Source organism: Butyribacter sp. (genome assembly GCF_056818865.1).
The window spans coordinates 71,714-87,867 of sequence record NZ_DBLYGC010000008.1; the positions used below are offsets into that span (position 1 = coordinate 71,714).

Genomic DNA, 16,154 nt, shown 5'->3' on the forward strand with positions numbered 1-16,154 from the left:
ACATCTGCATAAATTCGTCATATTCATATCCTAAACTCTCCAAAAAATAAGCACTGACACTTGCTATGGTAAGTCTGTCATCATAATAACCAGTCAAAAAACCTACCATGTTGCTAAAATCAACCGCTTCTTTTACCACATTATAATTTTCATCATTTAATCTGAATCCTTTGATACAGTAGTAAATCGTCTCTTTCTGAATCAATCTGTTATCCGTCTGCATATATCCATTCTCCACAAATACAATAATATATAACTGTTTATATTTATGACATTGTACCATATTTTCATATTATTGCATACATATTTTTGCTTTTCCGACAAATACCTGCCAAATATAGTCATCTTTCACCATTTTATTTGGTACGCTCTTGCTTATTCAGCCGGGAGTTTGACAGTTGAAAAATAAAAAGGATGTCTATATTTACCAATCCTTCCGTAAGACAGATGGTAAATCATCTTCCCGTATCTATAAAAAACTCGGCAAATATAATGCTCTTTTGGAACAGTTCGACGGTGATGCAGATAAACTGATGGCATGGGCTAAAAATGAAGCCGACACATTAAGATCGATGAAATTAACTTTGTTAAACACGGCAAACGGCTATGTTCCATCCTACACACGAACCGAGATAACAGATTTTCTGCACAAAACTTTTGGATTTAGAACAGACTATGAATTCATCAAAAAATCGACAATGAGAAGTATCATCAAGCAGACCAAGGAAAACAATTCATCAAAAGCTGAAATATAGCACATATCGCTGCGAAGCCAAAAACGGCTACAGCACCTGATTTTACTGGCGTTGTAGCCGTTTTTTATTTCCAAACTGTCAAAGATGGGATTATATATGCTAACAGCACAATAAGTCAAGTTTATGAATGTAAGAAATGCAAGGCTGAACTGTTACAAATCCGTTAATTGGCATATAACTGACGGTTAACATCAATCCTGAGAATAAATATTAATATCTTTTTCACTGTCAATATCAAACAATTCTTTCTCGTCTTCAACATCTATATAAAAACATTCATGTCTTTTTGCGACTTTTCTGCCTCCGCTGTCACCTCTTAACATCAACAACTCAGGTATAAGTCCGCAGGAGAACATACATGGATTTCCTGCTTTTTCCCTATATCTTGCCGAAAATACCTTGTAATCTTTGCTTTTTTTTTCTTCTGACAAAATATTTTCATAATCATCATTATTTTTTTCACCATTCGTCAAAAGTAATTTGTAATCTTCGATTTTTTTATCTTGCGAAGAAAATTCTTTCTTATTTTTCTTTTTCTCTGCTGCCTCGATAAATTTAAGTATCGTCTTTTCGCTAAGATACGGCTGGTCTGCAACGATGAACAAAAGCCAGTCGTCTTTTTTCAGCCTGCCCATCAAACTGTTTATCCCTGCTTTTATCGTATATGACGCACCGAGCCTGCTATCACCGCAAAACACAGTATTTATATCTTTTCTGCCATCAAGGTCAGCTATTATCCTGTCGTATTGTGTTACAACAGTAAGTGTTATGTCATAATTTATATCTTCGTTTATTTTTCTGCTGCTTACAATATCTGATAACATATCAAGCGTATGTCTGTAAAGCATTTTTCCTTGCCAGATATGTAAGAGTTTATTACTTCCAAAACGGCGGCTGTTCCCAGCCGCCATATATATAATGTGTATCATATTTTTTAATTTTATATATTTGCGAAACAATCTTAATTTTATATAAGCGATGCAAGGCTGAACTGTTACTCCCTGTTCAATCAATATAGACTAATCCGTAGAAGCTTTTGACCTCAGGCGTTAAACTATATGATACGGCAGTCAATCTCTTTCCAATCAGGATCAAGCATCCCCATAAGGATTTTTTCAGGTGTGAATGGAACCGTTCTGTGCCACACTCCGGTTGCCCTGTATATTGCGTGTGCAAGAGCCGGTGCAGGGGTATTTATAACTATCTCTCCTATCGACTTTACACCGAAAGGTCCTGACGGTTCATAGCTTGTTTCAAACTCAACATTTATATTTCCCACATCAAGTCTTGTTGGAATTTTATACTGCATAAGACTGTTCTCGGCAATCTTTCCATCGGCACTGTATGTGACATTTTCATAGAGTGCCATGCCTATCCCCTGTCCTATACCGCCCTCTGTCTGAACTCTTGCAAGGTTTGGATTTACCGGTATTCCGCAGTCGACAACCGCCTGATAATCAAGTATCTTTACACTTCCTGTTTCTTTGTCAAGCTCTATCTCAACCATTCCGACCATATACGGCGGCGGTGATACAGGTGATGAATATGTCTCGGTCACATCGACAGGGATAGTATTATTTACCTGTGATTTTGTGGCAATATCCGCAAGGCTGACCGATTTTTCATCTTCCGTCATATACACTTTCTCACCATCAAAATCTACATCTTCAGAAGAACAGCCGAGAAGCCCTGCACCTATCTTCATTATGTTTTCACGAAGTTTTAAAGCAGCATTTTGTGTAGCCATTCCCGTGATGTAAGTTGTTGATGAAGCATAAGAACCTGAATCATAAGGTGATGCGTCTGTGTCTGCACCAAAGACGGAAATTTTATCTGCATCACAGTCTAGGACTTCTGCTGCCATCTGCGAAAGAATGGTATCACAGCCTGTTCCCATGTCAGCCGCACCTATCATCATATTATATGTTCCATCGTCTGAAAGTTTTAATGTGCATGAACCCACATCAACATTTGATATGCACGACCCCTGCATCGCAAGTGCCATTCCTGCTGCCCTGACTTTGCCGTTTCCCATATCCCTGACCGGATACTTCTCAGCCCAGTTAAAATTTGCGGCACAATGCTCTATACACCTATCCAATGCACAAGCATTCGCTGTCTCACCAAAGTATGCAGGCATGAACATTCCCTCTCTTACAATGTTTTTCATCCTTATCTCAACCGGATCCATATGAAGTTTTTCCGCAAGTTCATTTACCGCAGATTCGAGTGCAAAAATCCCCTGCGTTGCACCATATCCTCTATATGCTCCTGCCGCCTGAACATTCGTATAGACAACATCACATGAAAATTTTGTTGCTTCACATCCGCCCGTATAAAGCGGCAGTGATTTGTGACCCGAAAGTCCAACGGTCGTTGTGCTGTGCTCACCGTATGCTCCTCCGTTTGACAGCGTATAAAGGTCTATCGCTCTTATCCTGCCGTCTTTCATTGCACCAAGACGAACCGTCACTTCCATTTCATGACGTGGTGAAGATATTATCTGACATTCATTTCTGCTATAGATAAGTTTACTTGGCCTTTTCGTCATCCATGTAACAAAAGCAGGATATACTTCACATACGGCTGTCTGTTTTGCCCCAAAACCTCCGCCTATGCGTGGTTTTTCCGCACGCACCATCGACTTTGGAATATCAAGTGCATTTGCAAGTATTCTTCTGATATGGAAAACTATCTGCGTTGAACTTATGCAATGAAGTCTGCCGTATCTGTCAATCTCACAATATGCCCTTATCGTTTCCATGTAAGCCTGCTGTGCCGCCTTTATATGCCAGGTATGCTCTATTATCTCCTCACAATCATTAAATACTGCATTTACATCACCATGTTCATCTTCCTCATGGTGTAATAGATTTCTTTTAACATCACCCGTATTGCCATATGACATCCAGTTATCCTCCGGATGCACAAGTATGGGATTGTCAAGTGCCTTGTGAAAATCAAGTACAGGTTCGAGTACCTGATATTTTACTTTTATAAGTTTTAATGCTTTATCAACAGCTTTCTCACTCTCACCCGCAACTATCGCAACAGGATCACCTACACTTCTCACTCTCCTGTCAAGTATAAGCCTGTCATACGGTGACGGCTCCGGAAAAGTCTGACCTGCAATACTGAAACGCTTGTCAGGAACATCTTTCCATGTATAAACAGCTTCTATCCCCGGTACTTTCATTGCAATATCAGTATTTATATCCTCAACTAAAGCATGAGCATGAGGGCTTCTAAGCAGCTTTATCACAAGACAGTCAGAGGGTATTATATCATTTGTAAATACCGGCTTTCCAAGGAGAAGCTGTGATGAGTCTTTCTTTGGAATACTTTTTCCTACTGCATGGTAATCTTTTCTTTCACGGTTAAATTTACTCATCCTTCCACTCCTTTCCAATGTCCGCCCCAAAAACTTCTGCTTCAAACTGCATAGGTGCATTTTCCTTTTTGCTGTTCAGATAATTTCTGAGTGAACGAAGCTGACTCTGATAACCCGTGCAACGGCACAGATTGCCTGAAAGATACTCAAGTATCTCATCGTCCGTAGGATCCGGATTTTCACGGAGAAGTGCCACTATATTAACTATATATCCCGGATTGCAAAAACCACACTGGTCAGCACCCTGCATCGCAAAATAATCAGTGAATTTTTTAGCTTCTTCCTCTAATCCCTCAAGTGTATCAACGCATCTTCCGTCTGCCCTGCCAACAGGAATACTACACGAAAGCATCGGCTTTCCATCCATAAGCACCGTGCAAAGACCACAGTTTCCTGTTTCACATCCTCTCTTTACCGAATAACATTTATGTTTCCTGCAAAAATCTATAAGAAGCATATCTGCGTCTACGGTATCTTTTATCATTTTTCCATTTAATGTAATCTTTACTTCCATCAGCAGATTTCCTCCTTTTCGTTTTCTGATACTATCGTCTTTAATGCTCTTTTTACAAGAACATTGCATATTATCTTTCTATACTCGGCACCAGCACGCATATTGCTGCCAAAACGGATATTTTGTGCCACATAATCTGCAAATCTTTCAATATTTTCATCTGTAGGTACAGATAATATATTTTCACTGTCATATACAGGCTCAGCCATATATGGAGTTGCCCCGATAACAGCCATAGCACCTCTTTTTCCTTTTGAAACGGCACAAGTAAGCACTGGAAAATCTGTTGACTGGTTTCTCTGGCTTAGATAAACTACCTTTTCAGTTTCCTTTGGCACAATTACTGACACAAGTATATCTCTCACCGTGCGTGGCAGCTTTACAAAGTCGTCAAGTTCCATGATACCCTCATGGAAAAGCTCCACTTTAGCACCAAGTGCCCTAAATATCGTCATAACATCTGAAAAGCCATATCGTCCCCATATACTTCCGCCGACCGTTGCAACATTTCTAAACTGGACACCGACTATATCTTTTACGGAATTGGCAAAGGCATTATCCGTATATTTATTTAATGATTCATTTGTCTCTATGTCCCTTAATGATACATATGCACCTATACGAAACTCGTTTTCATTTTCTTCTATGCTGTCAAGCCCCAGTTCACAGAGGTCTATCGCTGTTCCAAGAGTTGTATTTTTCATCTTTGTCCAGAGCATTCCGCCGACAATGAAATTTTGTCTTTTCTGGTAGAGTTCATATGCTTCTTTGAGGCTTTTTGCCCTTATATACTGATTATAATAGAACATATCTCTTTCCTTTCTCTTATGATTTTAGTATTAAAACAAATCCAGTTCATATACTGCATCCCACTGAATTTTTTCTTTCTGCATGAAGTTTATTGTCTCATTTCTCATATCAGGCTCTGTCTTCCAGGCAAGACCACATCCTGCCAATATTTTTGACGGCAGCGGTATTATCCTGCCGTAAATATTTTCACTCTTTGCCCTGCTCTCCATTTCCATCGCAGCAGTTGTATTTTTGAATGAAATCACAAGCTGTGTATGTCTTTCTCTCTTACAATTTTTGCACATAATGTTATGGGCAGACTATAAGTGATGCTTCCGTCATTTTTTTAGTAATTTCATACATATTTGTGGCTTCGCCGACACAGAGCTTTTCGGTAAGTCCGTAATAATTGAGACAGGTACCACAGGTAAATATCTTTACACCTTTTTCCTCTAAAGCCTTTAAATCTTCTATAGACTCAGAGCCTTCACTTGTAATCTTTGCACCGCCGTTATAAAAAAGCATTGTCTGAGGCAATTCGTCCTGCTGCGAGAGTGCATATATAAAACCTTTGATAAGCACCTTTCCAAGTTCGCTATCACCCTCACCCATAAATTCAGACTTGATGACTACAACTTTTTCACCACTGTTTTTGATATTGCAGGAAAGCATCTCATCCGCACCTGTCTTTATGGAATTTGCTTTAGCAACGGATATTTTTTTATCATTTGTTGCCGACATTTTATTGTCATTTATTTTATCAATATCATCTACAGTTATCTTCACACTGTACCCGGAGTCACTTATCTTGCTGTCTGAAACTGCAAACCCCATCTGTGAAGCCATCTTTTTAAGATTTTCAACAGCAATCTCATTATCGACAAGAGTCTCAACCATATCCGGTTTTTCAAGTTTCTCAAGCGCCTTTTTTGTCTTAACTACAGGTATCGGGCAGGTATCACCCATTGCATTTATTGTTATCATAATCTCTTTTTTCTCCTTCACTTTAGAACTATAGCATTTGTTATATTCACACAATTAATACAACATATAATTAGTTTCGCTATCTCCTGTTACTTTATATAAATATTTTTTTCTTTTTTTTGCGTAAAATGACCAACTATCGCCGCCGGAAATCCCTCATTTTTTAATTCCTTTAAAAAAGGCAGTGCATCTTCTTTCTTTACGGCAAACAAAAGACCTCCCGATGTCTGCGGATCAAATAACAGTTCTTCCATCGCAAATGTTATGTTTTCTGAAAAATCCACATTATCTGCGACATGATTTCTGTTTCGCTGTGCCGCTGCTGTGAACAGAAATTCTTCGGCATAATGAAGTGCACCTTTTATAACAGGTATGGATATTGAGTCAATCTCCGCCGATACATTTTTATTTATCATCTCGTTTAAATGACCTAAAAATCCAAATCCTGTCACATCAGTACAGGCATGGATTTCATAATTTCTGCTTATCTCAGACGCTTTTTTATTGAGTGTAGTCATCGACTCTATTGCTTCATCAAGCGAACCTTTAAAAGCCTGTCCGACACGCTGTGCATTGCACACAAGCCCTACACCGAGTTTTTTTGTAAGTATAAGTATGTCAGTCGGTTCTGCCTTATTATTTTCATATATTTTGTCAGGATTTACAAGTCCCATAACAGACAAACCGTATTTTACACTGTCATCGGCTATGGAATGACCACCTGCAAGTGTGGCACCTGCTTCATTCACCTTTTTTGCACCGCCCTGCATTATCTTTCCAAGAATGTTTAAGTCCATCTTTTCAGGAAAACAGACTATATTTAGTGCAGTCTTTACCTCACCGCCCATCGCATATACATCACTTAATGCATTTGCCGCCGCTATCTGTCCGAAAATATACGGGTCATCGACCATCGGTGGAAAAAAATCAAGTGTCTGAACAATTGCCATATCGTCTGATATTCTATATACTGCCGCATCGTCACTGCTGTCATAACCGACAAGAAGTGAAATATCTTTCTCACCTTTCGGTATTTTTGAAAGTATATGTTTCAGTACATCTGCTCCAAGTTTTGCGGTACATCCGCCGCCTTTACAAAAAACTATATCTTCCATGATAAATTATATTTCCACCACCTTTCTAGCAATTTCTTTTACTGCATCTGCCGCAGCCATCACTTCTTCTTCTGTATTATAATATGAAAAACTAAATCTTACCATGCCCTGTGTTTTTGTGCCAAAATATTCGTGCATAAGCGGAGCACAATGAATTCCTGCTCTGGTGACTATTCCAAATTCATCTTCAAGGAGCATACTTATCTCTGAAGAATCTGCCGTTCCTATATTTAACGAAACTATCGGACAGCGAGCTTTATCCTGTCTGAAATCACCATAAACTTTTACGCCTTTTACTCTGCTTATATCCGAATAAAATATCTGCATAAGTCTGTTTTCTTTATTGTATATTTTGTCAATTCCAACAGTGTTTATCTCCTTTACAGCGGCAAGAAGTCCTGCTATCCCGTGGCTATTTAATGTCCCTGCTTCAAGCAATTCAGGAAGTTCCTCAGGCTGTTGTCTTAAAAAACTTTTTATGCCTGTCCCACCGCTTTTTAAAGGTCTTATATCTATACCATTTCTTATATAAAACCCACCTGTCCCCTGCGGTCCCATAAGACTTTTATGTCCTGTAAAACAGAGTATGTCTATATTCATATCCCTAACATTTATAGGTAGTACACCTGCGGTCTGTGATGCGTCCACTATAAAAAGAAGATTATGCTTTTTTACAATCTCTCCAATCTTTTTTATATCGACAACATTCCCCGTAAGGTTGGATGCGTGAGTACAGATGATTGCTTTTGTATCTTTTGTTATCATATCTTCTATATCAGAGGCATCAATAATCCCATTGCCACTGCACGATACAATATCTGTCTTAACTCCTCTTTCACCGGCATAATAAAGAGGTCTTAACACTGAGTTATGTTCAAGGTTCGTGGTAATAACCGTGTCGCCCTCATTAAAAAGTCCATGAATAACAGTATTTAATGCCTCGGTCGCATTTGATGTAAATATAAGACCTGAGGTATTGTCACCACCAAAAAATTCAGTAAGGCACTTTCTTGCTTCAAATATACACCTTGATGCTTCAAGTGATGTCGCGGTGTACCCCCTGCCTGAATTTCCATAATTTTTCATTGCGTGCATAACAGCATCATATACACATTGCGGTTTGTAAAGTGTAGTCGCCGCATTATCAAGATATATCACTAATATATTCCTCCTGGCATGATATCAGCAACAGAAATCATCTTCAAGTTATTTAAGAAGATGTATGTATTCTTCTGATACCGTAATTTTTTTAACATTATTTAGTAAGTCAATATATTTATCCTGTAAGTCATCCGAAAACAATTGATTTTCTTTTGGCTTTATCATTGTTATAACCTCACCGTTTTCAAGCTCACAAAGGCAGCAGGTATTATAAAGCTCTTCTGACAGCGAGATATTTTTTATCTTCAAGGTATTTAGCGTATCTCCATACATTCCTATTGTTTCAGGATTTATATTTTCGTTTTTAATATATTTTTTCTGATGCGTAAAGGAATGTTTTTCAACATTTATATCATTTTGAAAAATGCAGATACTGTGATATTTTTCCCAGTCGCTTTCTTTTGTTGCCTTAACTTTAAGCGTAACCCCCCAGTCAAGTGCTTTCACATGACTTTCATCTATCCAGCTTATGTTTGAAAAATTCAGACACCCTGCAAGTTTTGCCTGTGTTTTTGTCTCAGGTTTATAATAAAAATATTTTTTATCATATGTCCTGCTTACAATTCCATCTTCTACGGAACATACTTTATCTGCAAATCTGTAGATTTCTTCCCGGTTATGCGAAACAAAAATTATCGGCTTATGAAAATTTTCAAGCATCTCCATAAGTTCCATTTCCATTTTTCTCTTGATATGTTCATCTAGTGCTGAAAATGGTTCGTCAAGCAATATACACTCCGGGTCTGATGCAAGCATACGAATCATTGCAACACGCTGTTTCTGTCCTCCTGACAATTTTTGGGGATAATTGTCAGCCACTTTTTCAAGCCCATATGCACTAATCCACTTATCTACAAGTTCATGGTTTTTCTTTTTCATAACAATATTTATATTTTCTCTTGCCGTCATTGTAGGAAATAAAGCATAATCTTGAAAGAGATAACCTGTTTTTCTAAGTGAAGCTTTTAAATTTATCTTTTTTTCCGAGTCAAAAAGGACACGACCGTTCAGTGATATATAACCGCTGTCAGGTGTTGCTATCCCTGCAATACATTTTAATATCATAGTCTTTCCCGCACCGGATGCACCACTTAGTGCCAGTATATCGTCATCTGTCTGTATATCCGTATTTAATTCAAAATTATCAAGCCTTTTTCTTATCTTTACTATTAAAGCCATATCAATCCTCATTCTTGCAGATTTTTTATCTGTCACCCGTAATAAAATTTATAATAACAAGACAGATAAACGATATTGCCGTTATCACAATACACCAGAAACCTGCCGTTTTAAAATCACCGCTCTGAATCACCATAGCTATCTGCTGAGATATTGTTGAGGTTTTTCCTGCAATGTTTCCGGCAAGCATTGATGTTGCACCGTACTCTCCGAGTGCCCTTGTAAATGTAAGTGTAATACCCGATAAAATTCCGGGCTTTGCCATAGGCATACGGATTTTAAAGAAAATTGTCCACTCACTAAGACCAAGTGTCTGTGCCGCATATATCACATTTTCGTCTACCTGTTCAAATGCCGCCCTGGCATTTCGGTACATAAGAGGAAATGCAATAACCGTAGCCGCAATGATACAGCCAAGCCATGTATGTATGACATGAATTGAAAGTCCCTTATCAACAAAATTTCCAAAGCTGTGTCTGGTACTAAATATACGGAGCAATATATATCCCGCAACTGTTGGCGGCAGTACAAGAGGCATTGTAAGAATACCATCCCATATACCTCTTGTTCTTCCACGCCTGCTCACGACAAACCAAGCTGCCAGTATGCCAAGCACAAAAGATACCAGTGAAGCTACAATACCAGTTTTAAGACTTATCCAAAGCGGACTAAAATCAATCTGGGAGTAATCCATAATAAACCTCTTTTCTAAGACATAGAAAAATGGTATTTTTCAAATAATTTTACAGCCTTTTCTTCACTCATAAACTTTATAAATTCGTTTGAAGCATTAAATTCAACATCAGATATATCATCACCTTTAAGTGGTGCAACAGGGTAGATAACATCACCTGTAAGGCTGTTTGGAAGTTTTTCGATTATCTCTAAATTGTCTTCATATCCAAAGGTATCTGAATAATAAACAGTTCCAATCTCGTCTGCAGCCTCTGCAACTGCTGCCGCAACAGCACCTACATTTGCACAACTGTTTATCTCAAGACCTCCGAGTGCCTTTGATATATCTGTATCTTTTAAGTCATTAGCCTTTTCCTTATCGCCTGACACCAGACCTGCATTTATCAAAGCCTTTCTTGTGTACTGTCCTACAGGAACAGTTTCCTCTGCAAGTGCCATGTTTTTTGCTTTTGACATATCTTTAAAACTCTTAACTTTTGTATTACTTCCTTTCCATGTTACAAGGCACACCTGATTGTTTAAAAGGTCTTTGCGGTTATCCTTATTTACACTGCCGCAATCATATCCCTTTTCAAGCTCGTCCATCTGCTCTACACCTGCCGAAAAGAATACATTGCACTTTGCTCCCTCTTTTATCTGTGTCATAAGTGTTCCTGAACTGTCATAATTTGTGTGGAAATTTATATCAGGGTGCTCTTTGTTGTATTCTTTACAAAGTTCATCCATAACATTATTAAGACTTTTTGCAGCAAATATGGTTATATCTGTTTTTTTGCTGTTCTCGTTTTTCTTTCCGCAGCCTGAGAGCATCCCTGTAATAAGTGCCGCCATAACACAGCATACGCTTATTTTTTTAATTATCTTCTTTACATTAAACATAAAAACCTCTTTTCTATTCCATACACTCATTTTCTCTTTTGAGCAATCTACATTCTCTCTAGCATAACACTTATATTTCCGCCACACACCATACCCTCTTTTTCGGCATCATCAGTATTCATACTTACTTCCATTATCTCAGGTCTGCCTATAAAATGTTTATTTTCAAAATTGTCTTTCTGACAAACAGCCCTATTTTTATTCTCATCATTTTTTGATGCTGTTTCCTGCATTGGCATTGCAAAGCCGTTAAAAATGTCCCTGCATCTCGTGATAATTTCAGCCTCCGCACATCCTCCTCCGATAGTTCCTATAATTCGGTTGTCCGAAGTTACTATCATCTGCGTTCCGACATTTCTTGGAGCACTGCCGCTTTTTCTTATAATGGTACATAAAATCCTCTGCTCATCAGACTGTTTTACAAGTTCATCAATAATATTATCGTCAACGGAGCCGTTATTGCAATGTTTATTTTTACAATATACTATCTCACTCATAACTGACAACGCTATCTCCTGTGGTGTAGCCGCACATATTGAAAGACCTATTGGTGAATGAAGTTCATTTATTTTTTCAATCTCAATACCATGTTCTTTAAGGTCTTTTCTTACCATTGCCGACCTCCTTTTTGAACCCATCATCCCTACATATGCATATGGTATCTTAAAAATCTCGAAAATGCACTGCTCGTCAAATCTGTGTCCTCTGGTCATGCACACAAAATAGTTGTCACGGTTTTTGTCAATAGTTTTCAGTGCATTTACATAGTCATCACATATAACACTTCCTACACCAAGACTGCGTATTTTCTGAGCAAATATGGGTCTGTCCTCTATCACGGTAATGTCGAAATCCACAAGAACAGCCATCTTTACAAGTGCCTCTGCCACATGACCTCCACCGCATATTACAAGATTAGGTCTACCGGTGATGTTTTGAATAAATAGTGTATTGTCCCCTATCTTAATCAGACTGCTGCCATCGTTACTTCCATTATCATCAATACCGCAGAAAGTCTTACACAATTTTTTTACTATATCACCGGCAAAATAGTCACCGTAGCTTACCCTTATTCTGCCGTCTGTAATGTAGGCTTTCTGTCCTGTTGCCTCACCTGATACAACTGTAGCAATAAATGACTTTTCAGCTCGATCCCTGTCTCTTATACTTAAATACATATCAGCTTCAAGCATTTTTACTTCATCACCCTCATTTATCATACCTCCATTTATGACAACTGCAAACACACCCTCTTTAGGCATAATACATTCACCCATACGCTCATATATCTTGCAATGTGAATGACACTCCTTACCTATCTGCGTCATTTCAAGAACGGCATCACCTATTTTAAAGCGTGTTCCAAGCGGCAGACTTCTAAAATCAAATCCTGAGATTATCAGATTTTCTCCAAATGCACCGTTTTCTACTTTGGCACCTTTTTTTCTGAACTCCTCTATTTTTTCATATGACAAAAGACTCACCTGCCTGTGCCATCTTCCAGCGTGTGCATCTCCATCAAGCCCATAATTTTTGATAAGTCTGACCTGTGGAATCTGCTTTTTTTCAGTTCCACGCTCCCTGCTTATGTTTATTGCAATAAGTTTTCCCAAACTTTTTAACCTCCTATCATATTCATGGTTTTAGTTTCTTTTTCACATAAAATATCTTCAAAATGATGGGATTTTGGCTTTTCATATATTGCCTTTCTCATAATTTTTGTAAGTTCATCTTTTCCAATATCAAGTGCTTCTTTCAAATCTATAATTCTGCTATCAGCGAGGCATGGTTTTAAACCTGCATCTGATGTTATTCTTATGCGGTTGCATCTGTCACAAAATTTACCGTGAACCGCCTGAATAAGACCTACCCGCACACCTAATTTTCGGAAAGCGTAATACTCTGCTGGTCCATTTTCATCATGCATTTTTGATACGCCACACACTTTTCCGTATTTCTTTTCAAGTTTTTCAATAACAGCCTTTCTCGGAATAATATCATTTTTCTCTCCTATTCCTACAGGCATCAGCTCGATAAATCTTATATCAATATTTTTGTCATTTGCAAACTCTATCATCTTCAGCACATCAACTTCACTTCTTAGAACAGTATTTATTTTAAGCTTAATTCTGCTATCTAAAGCGGCATCTATCCCATCAATAACATTCCTAAGGCAGCTGTGCCCCGTGATTTTCCTAAACTCATCAGAATCTATGGTATCAAGACTCACATTTATGCTGTCTGTCCCTGCTGTTTTTAATACATCAGCCTTTTCACTTAGAAAAACTCCGTTTGTGGTAATTCCGATAAAATTTACTCCGCTCATGTTTCTCATTTTTGCAATAAGTTTTTCAATATCCGGATAGATAAGTGGCTCCCCCCCTGTCAGCCTGAAATTTGTTATTCCAAGACAAACAGCACTCTCAACACACTTTAATACGGTTTCCGCAGTGAGATAATGTATATCGGAAATCTTTCCCTCAGGCATACAATAACTGCATCTGAGATTGCAATTATCAGTCAGCGAAATCCTCATATAATCAATCTTTCTTCCATAGCCGTCCGTCATACTTTTCACCACCCCTGTACGATTTAAATATCAAGTTTGTATAAAGCACATTACCACCCTTTTCCAAAGCCGCAATTTGGAAATGTGCATACATCACAATTTAAGCAAAATCCACCTTCACCTAATGATGAGAGTTCATCCGGTGTTATCATATCATTTGCAAGAAGTCTCGGCAGAACCAGATCAAAGATAGTCCTTTTATTATACATGGCACACCCCGGAAGTCCGCATATCGGTATTATCCTGTCATTTTTTTTATAATAAGACAATAAAAACATTGCACCCGGCAAAACAGGTGAACCATATGATATTATATCCGATCCAGTATTTTTTATGGCAAGAGGCGTTTTATCGTCGGGGTCAACACTCATACCCCCAGTACAAAATATTATGTCAACGCCTGCATTGACGGCATCAAGGCATCCCTTAGTTATCTTTTTATCATCATCATTAAAAGTCTCATGGAATACCATTTCCACACCAAATTCATTTATTTTTTTTTCGATAACAGGTGTAAATCCGTCTTTTATCCTGCCATAAAATACCTCATTGCCTGTCGTAATAACAGCCGCTTTTTTCATCGTAAACGGAAGTATCTTTAATATTGGAGCATCCGAACATATCTCAGAAGCCTTTTTAATTTTCTCTTTTTTTATAACAAGAGGTATTATCCTTGTTCCCGCAAGTTTATCCCCTTTTTTTACAACGGTATTTCCATGCCTTGCCGCTATCATAAGCTCCCCAAAAGAATTGACTTTGTTTAATCTTTCTCTGTCAACCTTAAGGAGTCCGTCACTATCTGCGATTACTTCTATTTTTCCCTCTTTTACCTCGGACGGATGCATATTTTCTCCTGCCGTCATGCGATAAAGTATCTCTGCCGCATCGTTCTCATGAAGTATTGTCTCATCATTTTCCCATATATATATCATATCTTTACCAACGCTTAAAAGCACTGGTATATCTTTTTCTGTTATAATATGTCCCTTGCGGAATACGGCATCCTTTTTCACACCGGGAATTATCTGTGTTATGTCATGGCACAACACCTGTCCGACCGCTTCAGTTGTTTTTACAAGTTTCATTTAAGTTTCCCTCCGCACTCACTGTCATATCCGAGCAGAATATCAAGCCCATGCTCTATATTTCCAATCAGAAACTCCATACTCTCTGATACTGCTTTAACACTTCCCGGAAGATTTATTATAAGTGTCCTGTTTCTTATAACTGATGCTCCTCTTGAAAGAATTGCTCTTTTTGTAAACTGCATACTATAGGCACGAAGTCTTTCTGCTATCCCCGGTGCATTTTTTTCTGCCACACTAAGCGTCACCTCAGGTGTTATATCTCTTTTTGAAAAACCAGTCCCGCCTGTTGTTAGTACAAGATTGCATTTTACTTCATCGCAAAGTCTTATAAGCTCACTCTTAAGCATCTGTTCATCATCAGGCAGTAGTTTATATGATACAACCTCGTACTTATCTTTTGGGAGAAGTTCTTTTATTTTGGGTCCGCTCATATCCTCCCTAAGCCCCTCTGAGCCTTTATCACTTAATGTAATTATACCTACGCTATACAACATAAGATTATCTCACCTCGTCTAATACTAATCGTTGTTATCAGTTCACATCTGTATTGCGGCCAGCAACATAATGACCACTTTTTCCGCCTACTTTTTCGAGCAGATGAATATTTTTTATCTCCATTGAACGACAGACCGCCTTGCACATATCATATATAGTCAAAAGTGCCATGCTCACACCTGTAAGAGCCTCCATCTCAACACCCGTTTTTCCAACGCAGGCGGTTGTACATACTGCCGTTATTGTCATATTATCCTCGTCAAGTCCAAAATCCACATCGCATTTCGTCATGGCAATAGGATGGCAGAGAGGAATAAGCATTGAGTTATTTTTTGCCCCCATTATCCCTGCAATGCGTGCTATTCCAAGCACATCCCCTTTTTTGGCAGTTCCGTTTGCCACGGCATTAAATGCATCCTCATTCATTCTTATCTCACCACAGGCTTTTGCTACACGGTATGTATCATCTTTTTCGTGAACATCTACCATATGTGCTTCGCCTGCTTCATTAAAATGTGTAAGTTCTTTCTTATCCATTT

Annotated in this window: 17 protein-coding genes and 1 pseudogene; 1 reads left to right on the plus strand and 17 read right to left on the minus strand. The window is 38.3% G+C overall.

Translation table 11 applies throughout. The features are described from left to right. A pseudogene (locus tag ACZLXV_RS05205) lies at positions 1–223 on the minus strand (hypothetical protein); the annotation flags it as partial. Positions 224–398: 175 nt separating this feature from the next. Here ACZLXV_RS05205 and ACZLXV_RS05210 point away from each other — a divergent pair. Then, entirely contained in the window at positions 399–755 is a 357-nt protein-coding gene (locus ACZLXV_RS05210; protein ID WP_022223978.1) for a hypothetical protein, read from the plus strand. A 191-nt stretch (positions 756–946) separates the two neighbouring features. Here ACZLXV_RS05210 and ACZLXV_RS05215 read toward each other — a convergent pair whose 3' ends face one another. From ACZLXV_RS05215 to moaC, 16 genes are all read right to left on the minus strand, one after another. Continuing rightward, the gene (locus ACZLXV_RS05215) at positions 947–1,666 is read right to left on the minus strand and encodes a nucleotidyltransferase family protein (RefSeq protein ID WP_482382717.1); all 720 of its coding nucleotides are present in this window, start codon (positions 1,664–1,666) and stop codon (positions 947–949) included. A 143-nt stretch (positions 1,667–1,809) separates the two neighbouring features. Beyond that, positions 1,810–4,146 (minus strand): xanthine dehydrogenase family protein molybdopterin-binding subunit, encoded by a 2,337-nt coding sequence (locus ACZLXV_RS05220; protein WP_482382718.1) that lies wholly within the window; start codon positions 4,144–4,146, stop codon positions 1,810–1,812. Next, on the minus strand, positions 4,139–4,660 hold the full coding sequence (locus tag ACZLXV_RS05225; RefSeq protein WP_482382719.1) for a (2Fe-2S)-binding protein: 522 nt from the start codon (positions 4,658–4,660) through the stop codon (positions 4,139–4,141). Before ACZLXV_RS05225 ends, ACZLXV_RS05220 begins: the two co-directional genes overlap by 8 nt. Next, on the minus strand, positions 4,660–5,469 hold the full coding sequence (locus ACZLXV_RS05230) for an FAD binding domain-containing protein (protein ID WP_482382720.1): 810 nt from the start codon (positions 5,467–5,469) through the stop codon (positions 4,660–4,662). Before ACZLXV_RS05230 ends, ACZLXV_RS05225 begins: the two co-directional genes overlap by 1 nt. A 30-nt stretch (positions 5,470–5,499) precedes the next feature. Next, positions 5,500–5,715, minus strand: a complete 216-nt coding sequence (locus ACZLXV_RS05235) for a putative Se/S carrier protein (RefSeq protein ID WP_482382721.1) — start codon at positions 5,713–5,715, stop codon at positions 5,500–5,502. Between the two features lie 43 nt (positions 5,716–5,758). Beyond that, positions 5,759–6,433, minus strand: coding sequence for a sulfurtransferase-like selenium metabolism protein YedF (gene yedF, locus ACZLXV_RS05240; protein ID WP_482382722.1), 675 nt, complete (start codon positions 6,431–6,433; stop codon positions 5,759–5,761). A gap of 89 nt (positions 6,434–6,522) precedes the next feature. Continuing rightward, positions 6,523–7,551: a selenide, water dikinase SelD gene (selD, locus tag ACZLXV_RS05245; RefSeq protein WP_482382746.1), complete on the minus strand. Its 1,029-nt coding sequence runs from the start codon at positions 7,549–7,551 to the stop codon at positions 6,523–6,525. A 3-nt stretch (positions 7,552–7,554) separates the two neighbouring features. Further along, positions 7,555–8,706, minus strand: coding sequence for an aminotransferase class V-fold PLP-dependent enzyme (locus ACZLXV_RS05250; protein ID WP_482382723.1), 1,152 nt, complete (start codon positions 8,704–8,706; stop codon positions 7,555–7,557). Between the two features lie 48 nt (positions 8,707–8,754). Continuing rightward, positions 8,755–9,888 (minus strand): sulfate/molybdate ABC transporter ATP-binding protein, encoded by a 1,134-nt coding sequence (locus ACZLXV_RS05255; protein WP_482382724.1) that lies wholly within the window; start codon positions 9,886–9,888, stop codon positions 8,755–8,757. Positions 9,889–9,913: 25 nt separating this feature from the next. Next, entirely contained in the window at positions 9,914–10,582 is a 669-nt protein-coding gene (gene modB, locus ACZLXV_RS05260; protein ID WP_330672322.1) for a molybdate ABC transporter permease subunit, read from the minus strand. 14 nt (positions 10,583–10,596) lie between these two features. Beyond that, complete coding sequence (modA, locus tag ACZLXV_RS05265) at positions 10,597–11,463, minus strand: molybdate ABC transporter substrate-binding protein (protein WP_482382725.1); 867 nt, start codon at positions 11,461–11,463, stop codon at positions 10,597–10,599. Between the two features lie 47 nt (positions 11,464–11,510). Further along, the gene (locus ACZLXV_RS05270; RefSeq protein ID WP_482382726.1) at positions 11,511–13,076 is read right to left on the minus strand and encodes an XdhC family protein; all 1,566 of its coding nucleotides are present in this window, start codon (positions 13,074–13,076) and stop codon (positions 11,511–11,513) included. A 5-nt stretch (positions 13,077–13,081) separates the two neighbouring features. Next, positions 13,082–14,032: a GTP 3',8-cyclase MoaA gene (gene moaA, locus ACZLXV_RS05275; protein ID WP_482382727.1), complete on the minus strand. Its 951-nt coding sequence runs from the start codon at positions 14,030–14,032 to the stop codon at positions 13,082–13,084. Positions 14,033–14,082: 50 nt separating this feature from the next. Then, positions 14,083–15,117: a molybdopterin-binding protein gene (locus tag ACZLXV_RS05280; RefSeq protein ID WP_482382728.1), complete on the minus strand. Its 1,035-nt coding sequence runs from the start codon at positions 15,115–15,117 to the stop codon at positions 14,083–14,085. Next, positions 15,114–15,611 carry a MogA/MoaB family molybdenum cofactor biosynthesis protein gene (locus tag ACZLXV_RS05285; protein WP_482382747.1) on the minus strand — a complete coding sequence of 166 codons (498 nt, stop codon included), beginning with the start codon at positions 15,609–15,611 and terminating at the stop codon, positions 15,114–15,116. The genes ACZLXV_RS05280 and ACZLXV_RS05285 overlap by 4 nt, the downstream gene beginning before the upstream one ends. 40 nt (positions 15,612–15,651) lie before the next feature. Further along, positions 15,652–16,152, minus strand: a complete 501-nt coding sequence (gene moaC, locus ACZLXV_RS05290) for a cyclic pyranopterin monophosphate synthase MoaC (RefSeq protein ID WP_022224305.1) — start codon at positions 16,150–16,152, stop codon at positions 15,652–15,654. Between the last annotated feature and the right edge of the window lie 2 nt (positions 16,153–16,154).